General features: G+C 65.2%; 16 protein-coding genes and 1 pseudogene. 9 read left to right on the top strand and 8 right to left on the bottom strand.

Going from position 1 to position 18050, the window contains the following annotated elements:
- Positions 1–24 precede the first annotated feature (24 nt).
- The 3 genes from M9955_12585 to M9955_12575 are packed head-to-tail and all read left to right on the top strand — an operon-like array spanning position 25 to position 1945.
- Positions 25–849 carry a bifunctional allantoicase/(S)-ureidoglycine aminohydrolase gene (locus tag M9955_12585; protein ID MCO5082477.1) on the top strand — a complete coding sequence of 275 codons (825 nt, stop codon included), beginning with the start codon at positions 25–27 and terminating at the stop codon, positions 847–849.
- Positions 846–1355, top strand: coding sequence for an ureidoglycolate lyase (locus M9955_12580; GenBank protein ID MCO5082476.1), 510 nt, complete (start codon positions 846–848; stop codon positions 1353–1355). The genes M9955_12585 and M9955_12580 overlap by 4 nt, the downstream gene beginning before the upstream one ends.
- A complete protein-coding gene (locus M9955_12575; GenBank protein MCO5082475.1) occupies positions 1352–1945 on the top strand; it encodes a nucleoside deaminase in 594 nt (197 codons plus the stop codon). The genes M9955_12580 and M9955_12575 overlap by 4 nt, the downstream gene beginning before the upstream one ends.
- Positions 1946–1948: 3 nt before the next feature.
- Here the strand turns inward: M9955_12575 and M9955_12570 are convergent, their stop codons facing one another.
- Both M9955_12570 and M9955_12565 read right to left on the bottom strand, forming a co-directional pair.
- Positions 1949–2230: a type II toxin-antitoxin system RelE/ParE family toxin gene (locus tag M9955_12570; protein MCO5082474.1), complete on the bottom strand. Its 282-nt coding sequence runs from the start codon at positions 2228–2230 to the stop codon at positions 1949–1951.
- On the bottom strand, positions 2220–2468 hold the full coding sequence (locus tag M9955_12565; protein ID MCO5082473.1) for a type II toxin-antitoxin system prevent-host-death family antitoxin: 249 nt from the start codon (positions 2466–2468) through the stop codon (positions 2220–2222). Before M9955_12565 ends, M9955_12570 begins: the two co-directional genes overlap by 11 nt.
- Positions 2469–2627: 159 nt before the next feature.
- Between M9955_12565 and M9955_12560 the strand changes: the two genes are divergently transcribed.
- The 6 genes and pseudogenes from M9955_12560 (at position 2628) to M9955_12535 (ending at position 10733) form a co-directional block, all read left to right on the top strand.
- Complete coding sequence (locus M9955_12560; GenBank protein ID MCO5082472.1) at positions 2628–4613, top strand: CocE/NonD family hydrolase; 1986 nt, start codon at positions 2628–2630, stop codon at positions 4611–4613.
- A gap of 212 nt (positions 4614–4825) precedes the next feature.
- Positions 4826–6409, top strand: a complete 1584-nt coding sequence (locus M9955_12555; GenBank protein ID MCO5082471.1) for an ABC transporter substrate-binding protein — start codon at positions 4826–4828, stop codon at positions 6407–6409.
- Positions 6410–6425: 16 nt separating this feature from the next.
- Entirely contained in the window at positions 6426–7385 is a 960-nt protein-coding gene (locus tag M9955_12550) for an ABC transporter permease (GenBank protein MCO5082470.1), read from the top strand.
- Positions 7386–7398: 13 nt separating this feature from the next.
- Positions 7399–8229 carry an ABC transporter permease gene (locus M9955_12545; protein ID MCO5082469.1) on the top strand — a complete coding sequence of 277 codons (831 nt, stop codon included), beginning with the start codon at positions 7399–7401 and terminating at the stop codon, positions 8227–8229.
- Complete coding sequence (locus M9955_12540; protein MCO5082468.1) at positions 8222–9886, top strand: ABC transporter ATP-binding protein; 1665 nt, start codon at positions 8222–8224, stop codon at positions 9884–9886. Before M9955_12545 ends, M9955_12540 begins: the two co-directional genes overlap by 8 nt.
- 10 nt (positions 9887–9896) lie before the next feature.
- Positions 9897–10733, top strand: a pseudogene (locus tag M9955_12535) (alkaline phosphatase family protein).
- 74 nt (positions 10734–10807) lie between these two features.
- Here M9955_12535 and M9955_12530 read toward each other — a convergent pair.
- The 6 genes from M9955_12530 to M9955_12505 form a co-directional block, all read right to left on the bottom strand.
- Positions 10808–11749 carry an alpha/beta hydrolase gene (locus M9955_12530; protein ID MCO5082467.1) on the bottom strand — a complete coding sequence of 314 codons (942 nt, stop codon included), beginning with the start codon at positions 11747–11749 and terminating at the stop codon, positions 10808–10810.
- A gap of 30 nt (positions 11750–11779) precedes the next feature.
- Positions 11780–12562: a carnitinyl-CoA dehydratase gene (locus M9955_12525; protein ID MCO5082466.1), complete on the bottom strand. Its 783-nt coding sequence runs from the start codon at positions 12560–12562 to the stop codon at positions 11780–11782.
- Positions 12555–14687, bottom strand: a complete 2133-nt coding sequence (locus M9955_12520) for an acetate--CoA ligase family protein (protein MCO5082465.1) — start codon at positions 14685–14687, stop codon at positions 12555–12557. Before M9955_12520 ends, M9955_12525 begins: the two co-directional genes overlap by 8 nt.
- 125 nt (positions 14688–14812) lie before the next feature.
- Positions 14813–15988: an acyl-CoA dehydrogenase family protein gene (locus M9955_12515; GenBank protein MCO5082464.1), complete on the bottom strand. Its 1176-nt coding sequence runs from the start codon at positions 15986–15988 to the stop codon at positions 14813–14815.
- Positions 15969–16961, bottom strand: coding sequence for a PfkB family carbohydrate kinase (locus tag M9955_12510; GenBank protein ID MCO5082463.1), 993 nt, complete (start codon positions 16959–16961; stop codon positions 15969–15971). The genes M9955_12515 and M9955_12510 overlap by 20 nt, the downstream gene beginning before the upstream one ends.
- Positions 16958–18037 carry a carnitine 3-dehydrogenase gene (locus M9955_12505; GenBank protein ID MCO5082462.1) on the bottom strand — a complete coding sequence of 360 codons (1080 nt, stop codon included), beginning with the start codon at positions 18035–18037 and terminating at the stop codon, positions 16958–16960. The genes M9955_12510 and M9955_12505 overlap by 4 nt, the downstream gene beginning before the upstream one ends.
- Positions 18038–18050 lie beyond the last annotated feature (13 nt).

The raw sequence follows: 18050 nt of genomic DNA, 5'->3' as shown, positions 1-18050 counted from the left end.
AACATTCGTGCCGGATCGAGAACCATGACCCGCAGCTACTACGCACCGCATGGCGGGCTGCCGCCGCAGACGGATCTCATCACCGACCGGGCTATCTTCACAGAGGCCTATGCGGTCATTCCCCGACGCGAATTCTCCGACATCGTCGCCAGCTATCTGCCGCATTGGGAGGCGACGCGGGCGTGGGTGATCGCGCGGCCGCTGTCGGGCTTCGCCGAGACTTTCTCGCAATATGTGATGGAGGTGCTGCCCGGCGGCGGCAGTGATCAGCCGGAACCGGACGAAGGCGCGGAAGGCGTTTTCTTCGTGGTCGAGGGCGAGCTGACGGTGACGTTCGGCGGCGCGGACCATGTGCTGACGCCCGGCGGCTACGCCTTCCTGCCGCCCGGCGCGAAATGGGCCGCGCGCAACGCCGGCAGCGCGCCCGCGCGCTTCCACTGGATACGCAAGGCCTACGAGCAGGTGGACGGGATCGCCGTGCCGGAGGCGATCTTCGCCAACGAGAACGACATCGCCCCCATCCCCATGCCGGATACGGACGGACGCTGGGCGACGACGCGCTTCGTCGACCCCGCCGATTTGCGCCACGACATGCATGTGACCGTCGTCACCTTCGAGCCGGGCGGCATCATCCCCTTCCCCGAGACGCATGTCATGGAACACGGGCTCTACGTGCTCGAAGGCAAGGCCGTCTACCGGCTGAACAATGACTGGGTGGAGGTGGAGGCAGGCGATTATATGTGGCTGCGCGCGTTCTGCCCACAGGCCTGCTACGCCGGCGGCGCGGGCAAGTTCCGCTACCTGCTCTACAAGGACGTCAACCGGCACATGAAGCTGTGGAAGCGATGAGCCGCGTCATCACCGCCGTACCGCTCACCCGCGAGGCGTTCGCGACTTTCGGCGACGTCATCGAGACGGACGGCGCGCATCATTATCCGATCAATGGCGGCATGTGCGAGCGCTTCCACGATCTCGCACGCGTGGAGGCGGCCGGCCCGAATGCGCGCGTGCTGATCTCGATCTTCAAGGGAATGCCCTATGCCTTCCCGCTCAAGCTGACGATGGTCGAGCGGCACCCGTTCGGCAGCCAGGCTTTTGTGCCGCTTTCGCCGCGGCCTTTCCTCGTCGTGGTTTGCCACGGCGCGGATGACGGACCCGGCACCCCGCATGTCTTCCTGACGAAACCCGGACAGGGCGTGAACTATCCAAGAAACCTGTGGCACGGGGTGTTGACGCCGATCGGCGCGGCGCAGGATTTCGTCGTGGTGGATCGCGGCGGCGACGGGAACAATCTCGAGGAGTTTCATTTCCCCGAGCCCTACGAAATCCATCTGCCCGCCGGATTCCAGCCATGACCGACGTTTCGCTGATCGACCGCCTGTTCGACGTGATCGAGCACGACATCGTGCCGCTGACCGCCAGGGGCGTGGCGCGGGGCAACAAGCTGTTCGGCGCGGCGATCCTCAGGAAAGACGACCTGTCGCTGGTGATTGCCGAGACCAACAACGAGCTGGAAAATCCGCTCTGGCATGGCGAGGTCCACTGCCTGAAGCGCTTCTACGAGATGCCGAAGGCGGATCGCCCCGACACGAAGGACTGCATCTTCCTCGCCACGCACGAGCCCTGCTCGCTCTGCCTTTCGGCGATCACATGGGCCGGCTTCGACAATTTCCACTATCTCTTCAGCCACGAGGATTCGCGCGACAGTTTTGCCATCCCGCACGACCTGAAAATCCTGAAAGAGGTCTTCACCCTCGATCCCGGCGGCTACAATGCCGAGAACGCCTATTGGAAAAGCTTCGGGCTGCGCCGGCTCGTGCGCGGTCTGGAAGTATCGGAGCGCGAGCGGCTGGAGCACCGCATCGACGCGATCCAGTCGAAATATGACAGGCTTTCCGAGGTCTATCAGGCAAGCAAGGAAGCCAACGACATCCCGCTGAACTGAAACTCAGCGAAGTTTTGCCTTTTCATATACCTCGGACCTGTCGCGCCGGCCGATCGCGATGACCAGAACAACGAGGCGATCGTCCTCGACCGTGTAAACCAGACGATACCCGGCGCTTCTCAGCTTGATCTTGTAGCGATCGGATGAGCCTCGAAGCTTCGCCGAAGGGACGTGAGGATTTTCGCAGCGCTCCCTGAGCTTCTTGCGTAACTGCTCGCGCGTATTCGCGTCCAGCGCCTTCCATTCCTTCAAAGCGGATTCGAGGAACTCAAGCTCATAGCTCATCAAGGGTCACGCGGATGCGCTTTTCTCCTGAACGGGCATCCGCGACGGCATTGAGTTCGATATCCTCAAGCCTGTCCATCATCGCTTCGAACGCTTTGGCGGGGACGCAATAGAAAGCGGGCTCGTTGCGGTTGAGAATCACGACCGGAAAGCCGTCACCCGCGGCGACGGTGGCCATCGGATTCCTTTTGAGCTCCGAGACGCTGGCGGTCACTTCGGCAAGGACGGTGTGCGGCATGTTTCAAGACCAATTTCGAGTGCCTTAAATAGCACCTTCAATCAGTCCGTTCAATGCAAGGTATGAGGCTGGTCGCGAATAGCAGCATGCGTGACGCCATTGTAGATTGCGAACCATGCACAATCGCCGTCAGATAGGCAGACTCGCCAAGGCTATAGAATGAAAACCGTCACAAGCTTTCCCCGTCAGGTCGTCGAAACGCCGGATGTCGGCATCGTCATGCCGGATGGGTGCCGCCTGTCCGCGCGCATCTGGATGCCGGCCGATGCCGAAGCAAGCCCTGTGCCGGCGATCCTCGAATATCTGCCCTACCGCAAGCGCGACGGCACCATCTTCCGGGACGAACTCACGCATCCCTACGTCGCCGGGCACGGTTACGCCTGTATCCGCGTCGACATGCGCGGAAACGGCGATTCCGAAGGGCTGATGGAGGACGAATACTCCGAACAGGAACTTCAGGATGCTTGCGACGTCATCGCCTGGGCGGCCGCGCAACCCTGGTGCAACGGCAATGTCGGCATGATGGGCATTTCCTGGGGCGGCTTCAATTCGCTGCAGGTCGCGGCGAAGCAGCCGCCGGCGCTGAAGGCGATCATCACGCTCTGCTCCACCGTCGACCGCTATGCCGACGACATCCACTACAAGGGTGGCTGCCTGCTCGGCGAGAATGCCGGCTGGGCCGCGACCATGCTGTCCTATTCGTCGCGGCCGCCGGACCCCGTCATCGCCGGCACCGACCGCTGGCGTGAACTCTGGATGCAGCGCCTGCACAACCAGCCTTATCTCGCGCCGCTCTGGCTCGGCCATCAGCACCGCGACGCCTACTGGAAGCGCGGCTCGGTCTGCGAGGATTTTTCGGCGATCAAGACGGCGGTGCTGTCGATCGGCGGCTGGCACGACGGCTACCGCAACACCATCGCCAATCTCGTCGCCAATATCGAAGCGCCTGTGAAGGGCATCGTCGGCCCGTGGATACACAAATATCCGCACTATGCCGCGCCGGAGCCGAAGATCGGCTTCCTGCAGGAAGCGCTGCGCTGGTGGGACCGCTGGATGAAAGGCATCGACACGGGTGTCGAAGACGATCCCGCCTACCGCGCCTGGCTGATGGACAACGTGCGACCGGCGCGCTGGCACGACACGCGGCCCGGCCGTTGGGTGGCGGAAAGCGCGTGGCCGCCGCCGCGCGTCACGAGCCAGAGGATCGAACTGCTGGCGTCGGGAAGCGCGCCGGCGACCGTGGCCACGCCGCAGACATGCGGGCTTGCCGGCGGCGAGTATTTCCCGTTCACCTTCGGCCCCGAACTCCCCGGAGACCAGCGCCCGGACGACGCCTTGTCGGTCTGCTTCGATCAGCCGCCCCTTGCCGGGGCGATCGATATCCTCGGCGCGCCGGAGGTCTCGCTGCGGCTCTCGTCCGACCAGCCGCAGGCGAATGTCTGCGTGCGGCTCTGCGACGTTCATCCGGACGGAGCATCTGAACTCATCAGCTACGGCGTGCTCAACCTGACGCACCGCACCTCGCACGAGCACCCGACGAGACTCGAACCCGGCAAGGTCTTCGAGGCCCGCGTGACCCTCGACCAGTGCGCCTATCGCGTGCCGGCCGGCCATCGCCTGCGGGTGGCGGTGTCGACCGCCTACTGGCCGTTGATCTGGCCCTCGCCGCACGCCGCGACGCTGACGCTGGAAGCGGCCACGCTGGAACTGCCGGTGCGTCCGCTCGCAACCGGCGACGAGGTATCGTTCCCCGACTCCGAGACGGCGACGCCGTGGCGCACCGAGACGCTGCGGCCGGCGCGGTCGGAACGCCACATCGGCATCGACCAGAAGACGGGCGTCACGACGTTGACCATATCGGACGATTTCGGCGAGGTGCGCGATCTGGCGCACGGGCTGGTCAACGGCAGCATCGTGCACGAGACCTGGTCGATCCAACCGGACGATCCGCTTTCGGCGAGCATGGAGACGCGCTGGACGCAGACCTTTTCGCGCGATGCGTGGTCGGTGCGCACGGAAACCACCAGCCGCATGTGGTCCGATGAGAAGGCCTTCCACCTTCAGGCGCGCATCGAGGCCTATGAAGGGGACCGTCTGGTCTTCGAGCGCGATTTCCGCGAGTCCGTTCCGCGCGATCATCTGTGAAAGGCTCGCCTCGCGGCATGAGCGGACTCACTTGGTCCTCGGCTCACGACCGTCTGGCGCAGCGGCGATTTGCGCGCTAGGGTTGGTCCAATACGCCCGTGTCATTTGCGCCACGACGTGTCGCAAATGACCCCACCGCGCCGGCTAACATGCCGTCAATATCGATTTAAATAAGCAAAACGCCTCAAGGCGCAAACGGAGTGAGGAACAGCATGACCAGCGAACTCGACTATCTCAGCCGGCGCGTGACGCTCGGGAAACTCAGCCGCCGCGACTTCCTCGGGCGCGCGGCCGCTCTCGGCGTCACCGCGACATTGGCAAACTCCATGTTCTCCACGGCCGTGAAGGCGCAGAGCCCTCAAAAGGGCGGCATCCTGCGGGCGGGCATGCAGGGCGGCGCGGCGACCGACAGCCTTGATCCGGCAAGCTGGTCGAGCCAGGTCCCCTATTTCTTCGGCCGCCAGTGGGCCGAGCAGCTCGTGCAGATCCAGGCGGACGGAAGCCTGAGCCCGGCGCTCGCCGAGGAATGGGGCGCCTCCGATGACGCCAAGGTGTGGACCTTCAAGATCCGCAAGGGCGTGCAGTTCCACAACGGCAAGGAAATGACGCCGGCCGACGTCGTCGGGACGATCGAGCGCCATGCCGACGCGAACTCCAAATCGGGCGCCCTGGGCATTCTCGGCGGCATCCAGAACGTCAAGGCGGACGGCGACACGGTCGTGTTCACGCTCAGCGAGGCGAATGCCGACCTGCCATACCTGCTCGACGACTACCACCTGATGATCCAGCCGAACGGCGGCAAGGACAATCCCACGGAAGGCGTCGGCACCGGTCCCTACAAGATAACCGTCAACGAGGCCGGCGTGCGCCTCGGCGCCGAAAGGTTCGCCGGCTATTGGCGCGACGATCGCGGCTTCGCCGATCAGATCGAGATTATCGTCATCAACGACCCGACGGCGCGCACCTCAGCCTTGCAGGGCGGCCAGGTCGACATGATCAACCGCGTCGAGCCGAAGATCGTCGACCTCATCAAGCGCGTGCCGGGCGTCACCATCCAGAACGTCGCCGGCAAGGGCCACTACGTCTTCATCGCCCACTGCAACACCGCGCCGTTCGACAACAACGACCTCAGGCTCGCGCTGAAATATGCGCTCGACCGCGAGGAGATGGTGCAGAAGATCCTGTTCGGCTACGGCTCGGTGGGCAACGATACGCCCATCAACAAGTCCTACCCGCTGTTCACCGAGATGGAGCAGCGCAAGTTCGATCCGGAAAAGGCGGCCGAGCACTACAAAAAGTCCGGCCACAGCGGCTCGGTCCTGCTGCGCACCTCGGAAGTCGCGTTCCCGGGCGCCGTGGATGCCGCCCAGCTCTACCAGCAAAGCGCCGCGAAGTGCGGCATCACGCTGGAGATCAAGCGCGAGCCGGGCGACGGATACTGGTCGGAAGTGTGGAACAAGCAGCCCTTCTCCGCCTCCTACTGGGGCGGCAGGCCGACGCAGGACCAGATGTACTCGACGGCCTATTACTCCAAGGCCGACTGGAACGATACGCGCTTCCAGCGCGAGGACTTCGACAAGATGCTGTTCGCCGCGCGCTCCGAGCTCGACGAGACCAAGCGCAGGCAGATCTACGCCGACATGGGCGCGATGGTGAATCAGGAAGGCGGCGTCATCACGCCGATGTTCAACGACTTCATCGACGCCACCGGCCCGAAGGTCGGCGGCTGGACGCCCGACGGCAATCAGGAAATGATGGGCGGCTACGCGCTGTCCAAGTGCTGGGTCATGGCTTGATCATGGCTCCGGCACCATGTCGTCACCGGTTCTGAAGCTCGTGGCCCAGCGCATTGCGCTGGGCCTTTTGTTGTTGCTGGCCGTTTCGGTCCTGATCTTCGCCGGTACGCAGGTGCTGCCCGGCGACGTCGCGCAAGCCATTCTCGGCCAGTCGGCCACGCCGCAGGCGCTGGAAAACCTGCGCACGGAACTCGGGCTCAACGATCCCGCCTATATGCGCTACCTGCGCTGGCTGGGCGGCGTGCTCACCGGCGACCTCGGCACGGCGCTGACCAGCGGGCAGGACATCGCCACGTCGATCGGCCCGCGCCTCAAGAACACGCTTTTCCTCGCCTTCTGGGCGGCGATCGTGTCGGTGCCGCTGGCGATCCTGCTCGGCCTTCTGGCCGTGCGCTACCGCAACGGACCCGTGGACAAGCTCATCTCGGGCCTCGCGCTGGCCTCCACATCGCTGCCGGAATTCTTCATCGGCTACCTGCTGATCTTCTTCTTCGCGGTGAAGCTGCAATGGTTCCCGTCGATCTCGACCGTCTTCGACGGCATGCCGTTCCTCGCCAAGCTGAACGCCATCGTGCTGCCGGCGACGGTGCTGACGCTGGTCGTGCTCGCGCACATGATGCGCATGACGCGCGCGGCGATCCTCAACGTCATGCAGTCGGCCTATATCGAGACGGCGGAACTCAAGGGCCTGTCGCAGTTCGACATCATCCGCAAGCACGCCTTCCCCAACGCCATCGCGCCGGTCATCAACGTGGTGATGCTCAACCTCGCCTTCCTCGTGGTCGGCGTCGTCGTGGTCGAGGTCATCTTCGTCTATCCCGGCATGGGCCAGTATCTCGTCGACCACGTCGCCAAACGCGATGTTCCGGTGGTGCAGGCGGTCGGCCTGATCTTCGCCGCCGTCTATATCTCGCTCAACATCATCGCCGACGTCGCGGGCATATTGACCAATCCGCGCCTCAGGCATCCGAAGTAAGGGGGACGCGCCAATGCTCAGCCTGCGACGCATCCCCATCGGCGCCCTGATCGGCCTTATCCTCACCAGCCTGTTCCTGATCGCGGCGATCTTCGCGCCGCTGATCGCGCCCTACTCCCTCAGCGAGATCGCCGGGCAGGTGTGGGAGCCGTCCTCGTCGAAATTCCTGCTCGGAACCGACAATCTCGGGCGTGACCTGCTCTCACGCATGATCTACGGCGCGCGCACGACGATCTTCATCGCCGCCGCCGCCACCGCGATCTCGTTCATCCTCGGCTCGGTGCTGGGCTTCGCGGCCGCCGTCATCGGCGGCTGGTTCGACACGATCATGTCGCGCATCGTCGACCTCCTGATGGCCATCCCGACGCTGATCTTCGGGCTGGTCGTGCTGTCGGTCCTGCCGACCACGCTGGTGACGCTGATCCTCGTCATGGGCATCCTCGACTCGACCCGCGTCTACCGCCTCGCGCGCGCCGTCGCGGTCGACATCAACGTCATGGACTTCGTCGAAGCCGCCAAGCTGCGCGGCGAAGGCACGCGCTGGATCATCTTCCGCGAGATCCTGCCCAATGCGCTCTCGCCGCTGGTCTCCGAACTCGGCCTGCGCTTCATCTACGCCGTGCTCTTCCTCTCGGCGCTCTCCTTCCTCGGGCTGGGCGTGCAGCCGCCGGAAGCGGACTGGGGCGGCATGGTGAAGGAGAACAAGGAAGGCATCGTCTTCGGCATTCCGGCGGCGCTCATCCCGGCCGGCGCCATCGCGGCGCTCGCCATCTCCGTCAACCTGGTCGCCGACTGGGTCCTGAACCGCACCACCGACCTCAAGGGAGGACGCGGCAATGGCTAAGGCAACGGCGAGGAAGCCGCATGACGGACCGCTGCTCGACATCCGCAACCTGAAGATCGAGGCGACCGTCTACCCGCCCGGCGAGGACCCGCGCCGGGTGACCATCGTGCACGGCGTGTCGCTGACGCTGCAGAAGGGCAAGGTGCTCGGCCTGATCGGCGAATCCGGGGCCGGCAAGTCGACCATCGGCCTGTCCTCCATGGCCTATGGCCGCGGCGGCGTCCGCATCACCGGCGGCGAGGTGATCCTCAACGGCCGCGACATATTGAAGGCGGGCAAGAGCGGCATCCGCGCGCTGCGCGGGCGAGAGGTCTGCTATGTCGCGCAATCGGCCGCCGCCGCCTTCAACCCCGCGCACCGGCTGATGGACCAGGTGGTGGAGGCCGCGCTGGAGCACGGAACCGGCAAGCGCGCCGAACTCGAAAAGCGCGCGGTGAACCTCTTCAGGAAGCTCAGCCTGCCCAATCCCGAGACCATCGGCGACCGCTATCCGCATCAGGTGTCGGGCGGCCAGCTCCAGCGCGTGATGACGGCGATGGCGCTCTGCTCGGAACCCGATCTCATCGTCTTCGACGAGCCGACCACCGCCCTCGACGTGACGACGCAGATCGACGTTCTGGCCGCCATCAAGGACGCCATCCGCGACACGGGCGTGGCGGCGCTCTACATCACCCACGATCTCGCCGTGGTGGCGCAGGTCTCGGACGAGATCATGGTGCTCCGCCACGGCAAGCTGGTGGAATGGGGCGGCACGCGCCAGATCATCAAGGAGCCGCGGCAGGAATACACCAACCAGCTCGTTTCCGTGCACCATATCGAGCACACGGAGAAGGCGCCCTCCGCCAAGCCGGTGCTGTCCGTGAAGAACGTCACCGCGGCCTATGCGGGCGGCAAGGTGAAAGTCCTGAAGAACGTCTCGGTCGACATCCATCCGGGCCAGACGCTGGCCGTGGTGGGCGAGTCCGGCTCCGGCAAGTCGACGCTGGCGCGCGCCATCACCGGCCTGCTGCCGCCCGAACAGGGGGCGGTGACCTTCGCCGGCCGCACGCTGTCGAACGCGCTGAAAGACCGGACCAAGAACGACCTGCGCGAATTGCAGATGATCTACCAGATGGCCGATGTCGCCATGAACCCGCGCCAGACGGTCGGAACGATCATCGGCCGGCCGCTGGAGTTCTATTTCGGCATGAAGAGCCGCGAGCGCGATGCCCGCGTGGCGGAACTGCTCGAGAAGATCGAAATGGGCAAGGGCTTCATCGACCGCTATCCGGCCGAGCTTTCGGGCGGCCAGAAACAGCGCGTCTGCATCGCGCGGGCGCTCGCCGCGAAGCCGAAGCTCATCATCTGCGACGAGGTGACGAGCGCGCTCGACCCGCTGGTGGCGAACGGCATCCTGAAGCTGCTGCTGGACCTGCAGGCGGAGGAGGACGTCGCCTACATGTTCATCACCCACGATCTGGCGACGGTGAAGTCGATCGCCGATTCCATCGCGGTGATGTATCGCGGCGAGGTCGTGCGCTACGGGCCGAAGAGCGAGGTGCTGACGCCGCCTTTCGACGCCTACACGGACCTTCTTCTTTCCTCCGTGCCGGAAATGGAGATGGGCTGGCTCGAAAAGGCGATCGCCGGCCGGCGCATGGCCGCGGCGGGGAATTGAGGATCGCCGCATCTTGAAGTCCCGGCTTCTGCTCATCATCCTTGACGGCCTGCCATGGCGCAACTGGAAGCCCTTCATGGGCAATCTCGAAGGCTAGGCGCAGTCCGGCGCGGCGCGGAAATGGCGCATGCGCTCGGTGCTGCCGTCGACCTCGGCGTGCTGCTACGCGTCGATCCACACCGGCGTCAGCCCGCAGGCGCACGGCATCGGCTCGAACGAGTTCCGCAAGCGCGTGACGCAGCCCGACATCTTCTCCGAGGTGACGAGAGCCGGCGGGCGCACCGGCGCCGTGACGCATTCCTACTGGTCGGAATTCTTCAACCGCCATCCGTTCGATCCTGTCCGCGACATCGAATATGACGAGCCGGACGGACCGATCACGCACGGACGCTTCCACACCATGTCCGGCTACAACCACACCAACCAGATGACGCCGAGCGACGTCGATCTCTTCGCCACCCTGACGCGTCTGGTCGAGCGTCACGGCATCGATTACGGCATACTGCACACCTGCACGGTGGACTCGATGGGCCATCGCTACGGGCAGGACTGCGTCGAGATGGACAACGCGCTCTATGCGCTCGACGCCTCGCTGGCCGGTTTCCTGCCGCGCTGGCTGGACGCAGGCTGCGAGGTGATCGTCACCGCCGACCACGGCCAGACGCATCGCGGCCACCATGGCGGCCATGACGAGGAGATGCAGGACGTGGCACTCTACTATTTCGGCGGCGGAAAGGGCCTGTCGGAAGACACGCTGCTCGACCAGTTGCAGCTCGCGCCCACGGTGCTTGCGCGCCTGGGCGTTCCCGTGCCGGACACGATGACGGCCGCGCCGTTTCTCGCCTGAGCATCCTTCCGGGCGCTATCCGCCTCTGTCCGGCGACGATGGCCAGCCTGTCATCATGACTGGAGCCAGCCCGTTCAGTAAGGCCACTCGCCGCGCCCAAGCGCGCTGATCGCATCGACGATGCGCGTGAAGCTCGATCGGGCGCGGGCCACCGTATGCCTCGCCCGCAAATAGCCGTGCACGAGGCCTTTCTCCTCATGCCAGAAGGCCAGCCCGCTCGCGGCCGCGACATGCGCGGCATAGGCTTCGCCGTCCGAAGACAGCGGATCGCACTCGGCGGTGATGAGAACCGTCGGCGGCAGATTGGCGAAGTCGGCATCGGCCAGCGGCCACTGCGTGATATCGCCCGTGCTGTCGGCGCCGCCGGTGCGGATGCCGCGATAGGCGGTCACGTCCTTCAGCGTCAGCATCGGCGCCTCGGCATGCTCGACATAGGAGCCGCGCCTCGAATCGCCGCCAAGACCGGGATAGACCAGCACCTGCCCCGCCGGCTTGCGGTTGTGGCCCCGCGTGGCATGGCTGACGGCGGCCGCCAGATTGGCTCCGGCGGAATCCCCGACGAGCACGATGGCGCGCGTATAGGCGGTCGCCGCCCATTCAAAAGCGCTCATCGCGTCGTCGAAGCCGGCGGGATGCAGATGCTCGGGCGCGAGGCGGTAATCCACCGAAACCACTTCGTAGCCGGTGCGGTGGGCGATGTCGGCGCAGATGGAATCGTGGCTTTCCAGGCCGCCCAGCACGAAACCCCCGCCGTGGAAGTAGAGCACCATGGCGGCGGCTTCCGGCGCGATCGTGCGGTAGATGCGGATCGGGATGCGGTGCGTCGGCGTCTCGATGGCCGTGGTCTCCGCCGTCACGCCTTCGGGATAGGGAGTGCGGAACCCTTCGCACATGGCGTCATAGACGCGGCGATGGTCCTCGATCGTCTGATCGACCGCGTCGGGCGGATAGAAGGCGTTCGTCCGCTCGATGAAAGCCCATGTTTCGGCGTCGATCAGCTTTTTGTAGTCCGCCATCTCGGCCTCCTGCGAGAAAGGTAGGGGCGGCTACCGCCCTTTCCAGACCGGTTCGCGCTTTTCGGCGAAGGCCCGAAAACCTTCCATATTGTCTTCCGAACCGTAGAGCGTGTCGACCGTGCGGAATTTTCGCTTGGTGATCCAGTTCATGGCTTCCTGGAAACCCATGGATTCCGCCTCGCGGACAACTTCCTTGATCGAGGCGAAGACCAGCGGCGGACCGCCTGCCAGCATGCGGGCGATCTCCCAGACGCGGTCCTCCAGCCTTTCCTTCGGCAGCACTTCGTTGACGAGGCCCCAGCGATGCGCCTCGGCCACGTCCATCCAGCGGCCGGTGAGCAGCAGGTCCATGGCGACGTGGTAGGGGATGCGCTTCGGCAGCTTGATCGTCGCCGCGTCGGCGAGCGTGCCCGCACGGATTTCCGGCAGCGCGAAGCTCGAATGATCGGAGGCGTAGATCAGGTCGCAGGAGAGCGCCAACTCGAAGCCGCCGCCGACAGCCATGCCGTTGACGCAGGCGATTACCGGCTTGTTCATGCCGATGAGTTCCTGCAGCCCGGCGAAGCCGCCGACGCCATAGTCGCCGTCCACGGCGTCGCCCGCGGCGGCCGCCTTCAGGTCCCAGCCCGCCGAGAAGAATTTGTCGCCGGCAGTCTTCACGATGGCGACGCGCAGTTCCGGATCGTCGCGGAAAGCCTTGAATGTCTCACCCATCAGGCGCGACGTGGCGAGATCGATGGCGTTCGCCTTCGGCCGGTCGAGCGTGACTTCCAGGATCGCGCCCTCGCGCCGGGTGGTGATGACGTCAGCCATTGTCTTCCTCCTTCATGACCATCAGCGCGTCAGCGATCCACGCGCCATGCCCTTCGGCGCAAACGATCAGCGGATTGATGTCCAGTTCCTCGAACCGATCCGCGTTTTCCAGCGCGAAATCCGCAATGCCCTGGATCGCCTCGATCACCGCGCGAAGATCGGCCTTCGGCCGGCCGCGAAAACCATCGAGCAGCGGGAAGAGTTTTAGCCCACGCAGCGCTTCTTCGATTTCTTCACGCGACGCAGGCAAGAGAAGCGTGGCGGAATCCTTGAGCAGTTCGACCAGCACGCCGCCCGAACCGAGGGTCATCACCGGTCCGAACAGTGGGTCGTGGGTGATGCCGACGATCAATTCGGCAACGCCGCCCGTCACCATGCGCTCGACATAAAGACCATTGCCGAGCGATGCGAGGCGCGCGGCGGTCTCGCGCACGCTGCCCGCATCGCGAAGGTTGAGCACCACGGCACCCGCCTCGCTCTTATGGGCAACACCGAGCGCCTTCAGCGCGACCGGAAAGCCGAGCTTTTGCGCGGCTGCAACGGCGGCATCAGGATCATCGGCGCGGATACCGGCGGGAACGGGAAGCCGGCGCTCGCGCAGAAGAGATTTGGCAGCGGCTTCGTCGGGTTGCAACTCCCGCTCTCGTGGGGGGTAGGATGATGTCGGCGCGCTTCCTTTGCCTACCCCCTCCGACCGCTGCGCGGCCACCTCCCCCGCAAGGGGGGAGGGCAAGCCGAGCTTCCACGCCTCTCCCACGAGCGCCGCAGCTTCCGCCGCGTCGAATGCTTCCGCGATGCCGTGGATCGGCACGATGCCGCGCGAGAGCAAATCGAGCGAATGGCTCTCCGGCAGGTTCTCCAGCATGGAGGCGACGATGGCGCCTTTCGCACCATGGCGCTTCAACGCCGCTTCGAAAGCGTTGACCGTCGCCCACCAGTCCGCATCCGAGCAGCGATCGATGCGCGGAAAATCGAGCACCAGAAGGTTCAGCGCAAAGCCGCCGGACACCATAGCCGAAAAGGCCTCGGTCATGGCCGGCTCGTTGTTCCAGATGTAGGTGTTGTAGTCCAGCGGATTGGCGACGGCGACGAGCGGCCCGAGCGACGCGGACAGCCGCTCGCGATGATCGTTGCCGAGTTTCGGGAAACAGACCTTCCGCCCTTCGGCCGTATCCGCCATCACGGATGCCTCACCGCCGGAACAGCTCATGGACGAGAGCGTCCGGCCGTCGAGCGGACCCACGGCGTGTAGCAGCTTCAGCGTTTCGAGGAAGGACGGGATCGTGTCGACGCGGGGAATGCCGAGCCGCTTGAGGAAAGCGTCGGACGCCGCATCCGAACCGGCCAGCGACGCGGTGTGGGAGATGGTCGCGGCGCGGGCCTGCTCGGAGCGGCCGACCTTCATGGCGACGATGGGCTTTCTCAGCTCACGCGACCGCGCGGCCAGACGCTCGAAGCCGGCAACGCTGTCAAAACCTTCGATGTGCAGGCCGAGCGCGGAAACGCGATCGTCCTCCAGCAGGCCGAGCGCCATTTCCGACAGGCCGGTCTGCGCCTGATTGCCGGCCGTCATCAGGAAGGCGACCGGCAGGCCGCGCTGCTGCATGGTCAGGTTGCAGGCGATGTTGGACGACTGCGTGATGATGCCGACGCCGCGCGCGCCCGGCGCGAGCCGCGCGCCGCCATGCTGATCGGGCCACAGCAGCGCGCCGTCGGCATAGTTGATGAGGCCGTAGCAGTTGGGACCGATGATGGGCATGTCGCCGGCCGCCTCGATCAACTCGCGCTGGAGGCGTTCGCCATCGGCGTCGTAGCTGCCTGTCTCGCGAAATCCGGCGGCGAAGCATGTCGCGCCGCCGGCGCCCTTTTCGCGAAGCTGCCGGATCATCTCGATGGTCAGGTTGCGGTTGACGGCGACGAAGGCGGCGTCCGGCGCGCCGGGGAGATCGGCGATGGTCTTGTAGGCCGTCAATCCCTCGACCGTGCCCTTCGTCGGATGCACGGGCCAGATATCGCCTGAAAACTGCATCTTCAGGCATTGCCTGACGACATTGGTGCCGAAGGCCCCGCCGCCGATGATGGCGACGGATTTCGGGCGCAGCAGACGTTCGAGACGGTTGGTCATGAACGATACCCCCACCCCTAACCCCTCCCCACAAAGGGGAGGGGAAGCTGCCGCACGCCAAGTTCCCCTCCCCTTTGTGGGGAGGGGTTGGGGGTGGGGGTTCGGCAAAGCGCGAGCATCTCCAATTATCCACCCACCGCCCTGAGCAGCGCCCTGCTTATGATATGCCGCTGGATCTCGCTGGTGCCTTCCCAGATGCGCTCGACGCGGGCGTCGCGCCAGATGCGCTCCAGCGGCAGGTCGTCCATCAGGCCCATGCCGCCATGGATCTGGATCGCCTCGTCGGCGATGAAGGCAAGCACCTCCGTCGCCTTCAGCTTGGCCATCGCCATGTCCTCGTCGGTGACGGTGCCGGCGTCGTATTTCCAGCCGGCCTCGAAGGTCAGGAGATTGGCGGCCTTCAGCTCGGTCGCCATGTCGGCGAGCTTGAACGACACGCCCTGGAACTTACCGATCTGCTGACCGAATTGTTTGCGCTCGGCGGCATAGGAAATGGCATGGCCGAGCGCCCGTTCGGCGCGTCCAAGGCAGGTCGCGGCAACTTGCAGGCGGGTCGCGCCGAGCCAGGAATTCGCCACCTCGAAGCCCTTGTGGACCTCGCCGAGGATCTGCTCCTTCGGCAGGCGGCAGTCGTCGAATTCGAGGATGGCGTTGGTGTAGCCGCGATGCGAGACGTTGCGGTATCCCTCGCGCACGGTGAAGCCCGGCGTGCCCTTGTCCACGAAGAAGGCGGTGATCTTCTTGCGTTTGCCGCGCCCAAGGGTATTCGGCGAATCTTCTTCGCCGGACGCCATGAAGCAGATGGCGAAATCCGCGATGTCGGCGTGGCTGATGAAGTGCTTGGTGCCATTGAGTACCCAGTCGCCGCCCTTCTCCACGGCGCTCGCCTTCATGCCGCGCAGGTCGGAGCCGGCGCCGGGCTCAGTCATGGCGAGGCAGTCCCATTTCTCGCCGCGGATGCAGGGATAGAGGTACCTTTCCTTCTGCGCGTCCGTGCCTGCCAGAAGGATGTTCGAAGGCCGTGCCACGCAGGTCCAGTGCAGCGCGTAGTTCGTCTTGCCGAGTTCCTTCTCGTAGAGAAGCCATGTCAGCGTATCGAGCCCCGCGCCGCCGACCTCGGCCGGCATGTTGGCGGCGTAAAGGCCCGCGGCCATCGCCTTCGCCTGAAGCTCCCTGATCAGGTCCATGCGCAGATGGCCGGTGCGCTCGACTTCCTGCTCATGCGGATAGAGCTCGTTCTCGACGAAGCTCCGCGTGGTGTCGACGATAAGCTGCTGCTCTTCAGACAGGCCGAAGTTCATGGTCGTCCCTCGCTTTCAGGATTTCCCGCTCGGACAGAAATGCATCGACCTCGGCACGTGCGGGCGCGCCGAGCCGGCCTCCGTAGCGCGTGCACTTGATGGCGGCGGCGGCACTCGAGAACCGGATGACATCGGCGAACGGCATGTTCTCGGCCACGCCCACTGCGAATGCACCGTGGAAGACATCGCCCGCCGCATTGGTGTCGACCGCCGCGACCTCGAATGCCGGGCAGTGACGCAGCGGCGCGCCGGGATGTTCCATCCACACCGCGCCGCACTCGCCGGCAGTCACCACTACGGCTGCGTCGGTCGTGGCGGAAATCGCCCGCGCCGCGGCGCGGGGCTCGTCATGGCCGGTCACGATCCGCGCGCCGTCGATGGATGCGACGACATGCGTGGCGAGCGGCAGCAGTTCCCGCAGGATTTCCTCACGGCCGACATCGAGATCGAGAATGGCCGGAACGCCGGACGCACGCGCTTGCCTGAGCGCAATCGCGGCTGCGCGCGGCCAGCGCACATCGACCAGAACCGCGCCGAAATCCGCGAATGGCGGCAGCGCGGACGGGGCCGTCAGAAGCTCGTCGGCATAGTAGGGCACCACAAGGCGCTCGCCCTTGTCATCGACCAGAATCGTCGACATGGCCGACATAGCGCCCGGAACGCGCCGCACATGGCGCATGTCGAGCCCTTCGCGCGTCATCTCGCCGAGCAGCAGACTGCCGATGACGTCGTCGCCCACGGACGCCCATAGCGACGCAGGATGCCCGAGCCGCAGAACCGCCGTGGCGGCGCTCGTCGCCATGCCGGCCACGACAAGTTGCGCGCCGGCGGGGAGATGCTTGCCCGGCGTCACCGGCAGCTTCGCCATATACATGACGAGGTCGGCGATCAGCGCGCCGACGCAAAGGATGGGTCTTCCTGCCACGTCGCGCCTGCCCTCGCCTGCAATCCTCTGCGGGAAGGGTGCGTTCAAGCCTTCTTCCTCGCAGACCCGACCTTAGCCGTCTTCTTCGGCTTCGTCGCCTTCGACCTGACGGCAGCGGGAGACGCCTTCGCGCCGCCTTTCCCGAGCTGCGCCACATAGGATTTGTGCAGTTCGCCCGCGCCCCAGCCCCTGCCGCCATTCTGCTTCGCCAGACCTTCGTAGATGGCGATCAGATTGTCGTCGCGGATCTTTTCCAGCTCGCGGATCGACCATTGCGAGGATTGTTCATCCGACTGGCCGGCGATGAGATCGACCAGCTCGTCGTTGAATTCCGGCACGTCCATGAGCTTGGTCCACGGCCAGGACAGGCACGGCCCGAACTGCGCCATGAAATGGCGCATGCCGGCCTCGCCGCCTGCGATGCGGTAGACCTGGAACATGCCCATCTGCGCCCAGCGCAGACCGAAGGAATAGCGCATGATGTCGTCGAGTTCCTCGACCGTGCAGATGCCGTCCTTGATCAGCCACAGCGCCTCGCGCCACGCGGCCTCCAGCAGACGATCGCCGACGAAGGCCTCGATCTCCTTCCGGATGACGACCGGCTTCATGCCGATCGCCGTGTAGATCTCGCGCGCCTTCTCGATGAATTTCTTCGTCGTCTTCTCGCCGCCGACGATCTCGACCAGCGGCAGGAGATAGACCGGGTTGAAGGGATGGCCGACGACCAGCCGTTCCGGCCGCTTCATCGCCGGCTGCATGTCGGACGGCTTGATGCCGGAGGTGGAGGAGCCGATCAGCGCGTCCTTCGGCGCGTGGGCATCGATCTCGGCCAGCACCCTGTGCTTGAGGTCGAGGCGTTCGGGAACGCTTTCCTGAATGAAATCCGCGCCGGTCACGGCTTCCGCGACGGTCTTCGCGTAGGTGATCCTGCCTTCCTTCGGCAGTCCCTTCGTCGCCATCTTCCTGTAGGCGCGTTTCGCACCCTTCATGACCTCGCCGACCTTGCGCTTCGCCTCCGGGTCCGGATCAAAGATCGCGACGTCGATGCCGTTGAGCACCAGTCGCGCGACCCAGCCCGCGCCGATGACCCCGCCGCCGATGCATGCTGCTTTCGTGATCGCCATCTCCGTGTCTCCC

This window comes from Rhizobiaceae bacterium (assembly GCA_023953845.1).
In the GTDB taxonomy this organism is placed as follows: Bacteria; Pseudomonadota; Alphaproteobacteria; order Rhizobiales; family Rhizobiaceae; genus Arvimicrobium.
This window is presented reverse-complemented; position numbering and strand designations above follow the sequence as displayed.

Coding starts and splice junctions, on each gene's coding strand:
- M9955_12585 (MCO5082477.1), top strand. CDS start 25: ATGACCCGCAGCTACTACGCACCGCATGGCGGGCTGCCGCCGCAGACG.
- M9955_12580 (MCO5082476.1), top strand. CDS start 846: ATGAGCCGCGTCATCACCGCCGTACCGCTCACCCGCGAGGCGTTCGCG.
- M9955_12575 (MCO5082475.1), top strand. CDS start 1,352: ATGACCGACGTTTCGCTGATCGACCGCCTGTTCGACGTGATCGAGCAC.
- M9955_12570 (MCO5082474.1), bottom strand. CDS start 2,230: ATGAGCTATGAGCTTGAGTTCCTCGAATCCGCTTTGAAGGAATGGAAG.
- M9955_12565 (MCO5082473.1), bottom strand. CDS start 2,468: ATGCCGCACACCGTCCTTGCCGAAGTGACCGCCAGCGTCTCGGAGCTC.
- M9955_12560 (MCO5082472.1), top strand. CDS start 2,628: ATGAAAACCGTCACAAGCTTTCCCCGTCAGGTCGTCGAAACGCCGGAT.
- M9955_12555 (MCO5082471.1), top strand. CDS start 4,826: ATGACCAGCGAACTCGACTATCTCAGCCGGCGCGTGACGCTCGGGAAA.
- M9955_12550 (MCO5082470.1), top strand. CDS start 6,426: ATGTCGTCACCGGTTCTGAAGCTCGTGGCCCAGCGCATTGCGCTGGGC.
- M9955_12545 (MCO5082469.1), top strand. CDS start 7,399: ATGCTCAGCCTGCGACGCATCCCCATCGGCGCCCTGATCGGCCTTATC.
- M9955_12540 (MCO5082468.1), top strand. CDS start 8,222: ATGGCTAAGGCAACGGCGAGGAAGCCGCATGACGGACCGCTGCTCGAC.
- M9955_12530 (MCO5082467.1), bottom strand. CDS start 11,749: ATGGCGGACTACAAAAAGCTGATCGACGCCGAAACATGGGCTTTCATC.
- M9955_12525 (MCO5082466.1), bottom strand. CDS start 12,562: ATGGCTGACGTCATCACCACCCGGCGCGAGGGCGCGATCCTGGAAGTC.
- M9955_12520 (MCO5082465.1), bottom strand. CDS start 14,687: ATGACCAACCGTCTCGAACGTCTGCTGCGCCCGAAATCCGTCGCCATC.
- M9955_12515 (MCO5082464.1), bottom strand. CDS start 15,988: ATGAACTTCGGCCTGTCTGAAGAGCAGCAGCTTATCGTCGACACCACG.
- M9955_12505 (MCO5082462.1), bottom strand. CDS start 18,037: ATGGCGATCACGAAAGCAGCATGCATCGGCGGCGGGGTCATCGGCGCG.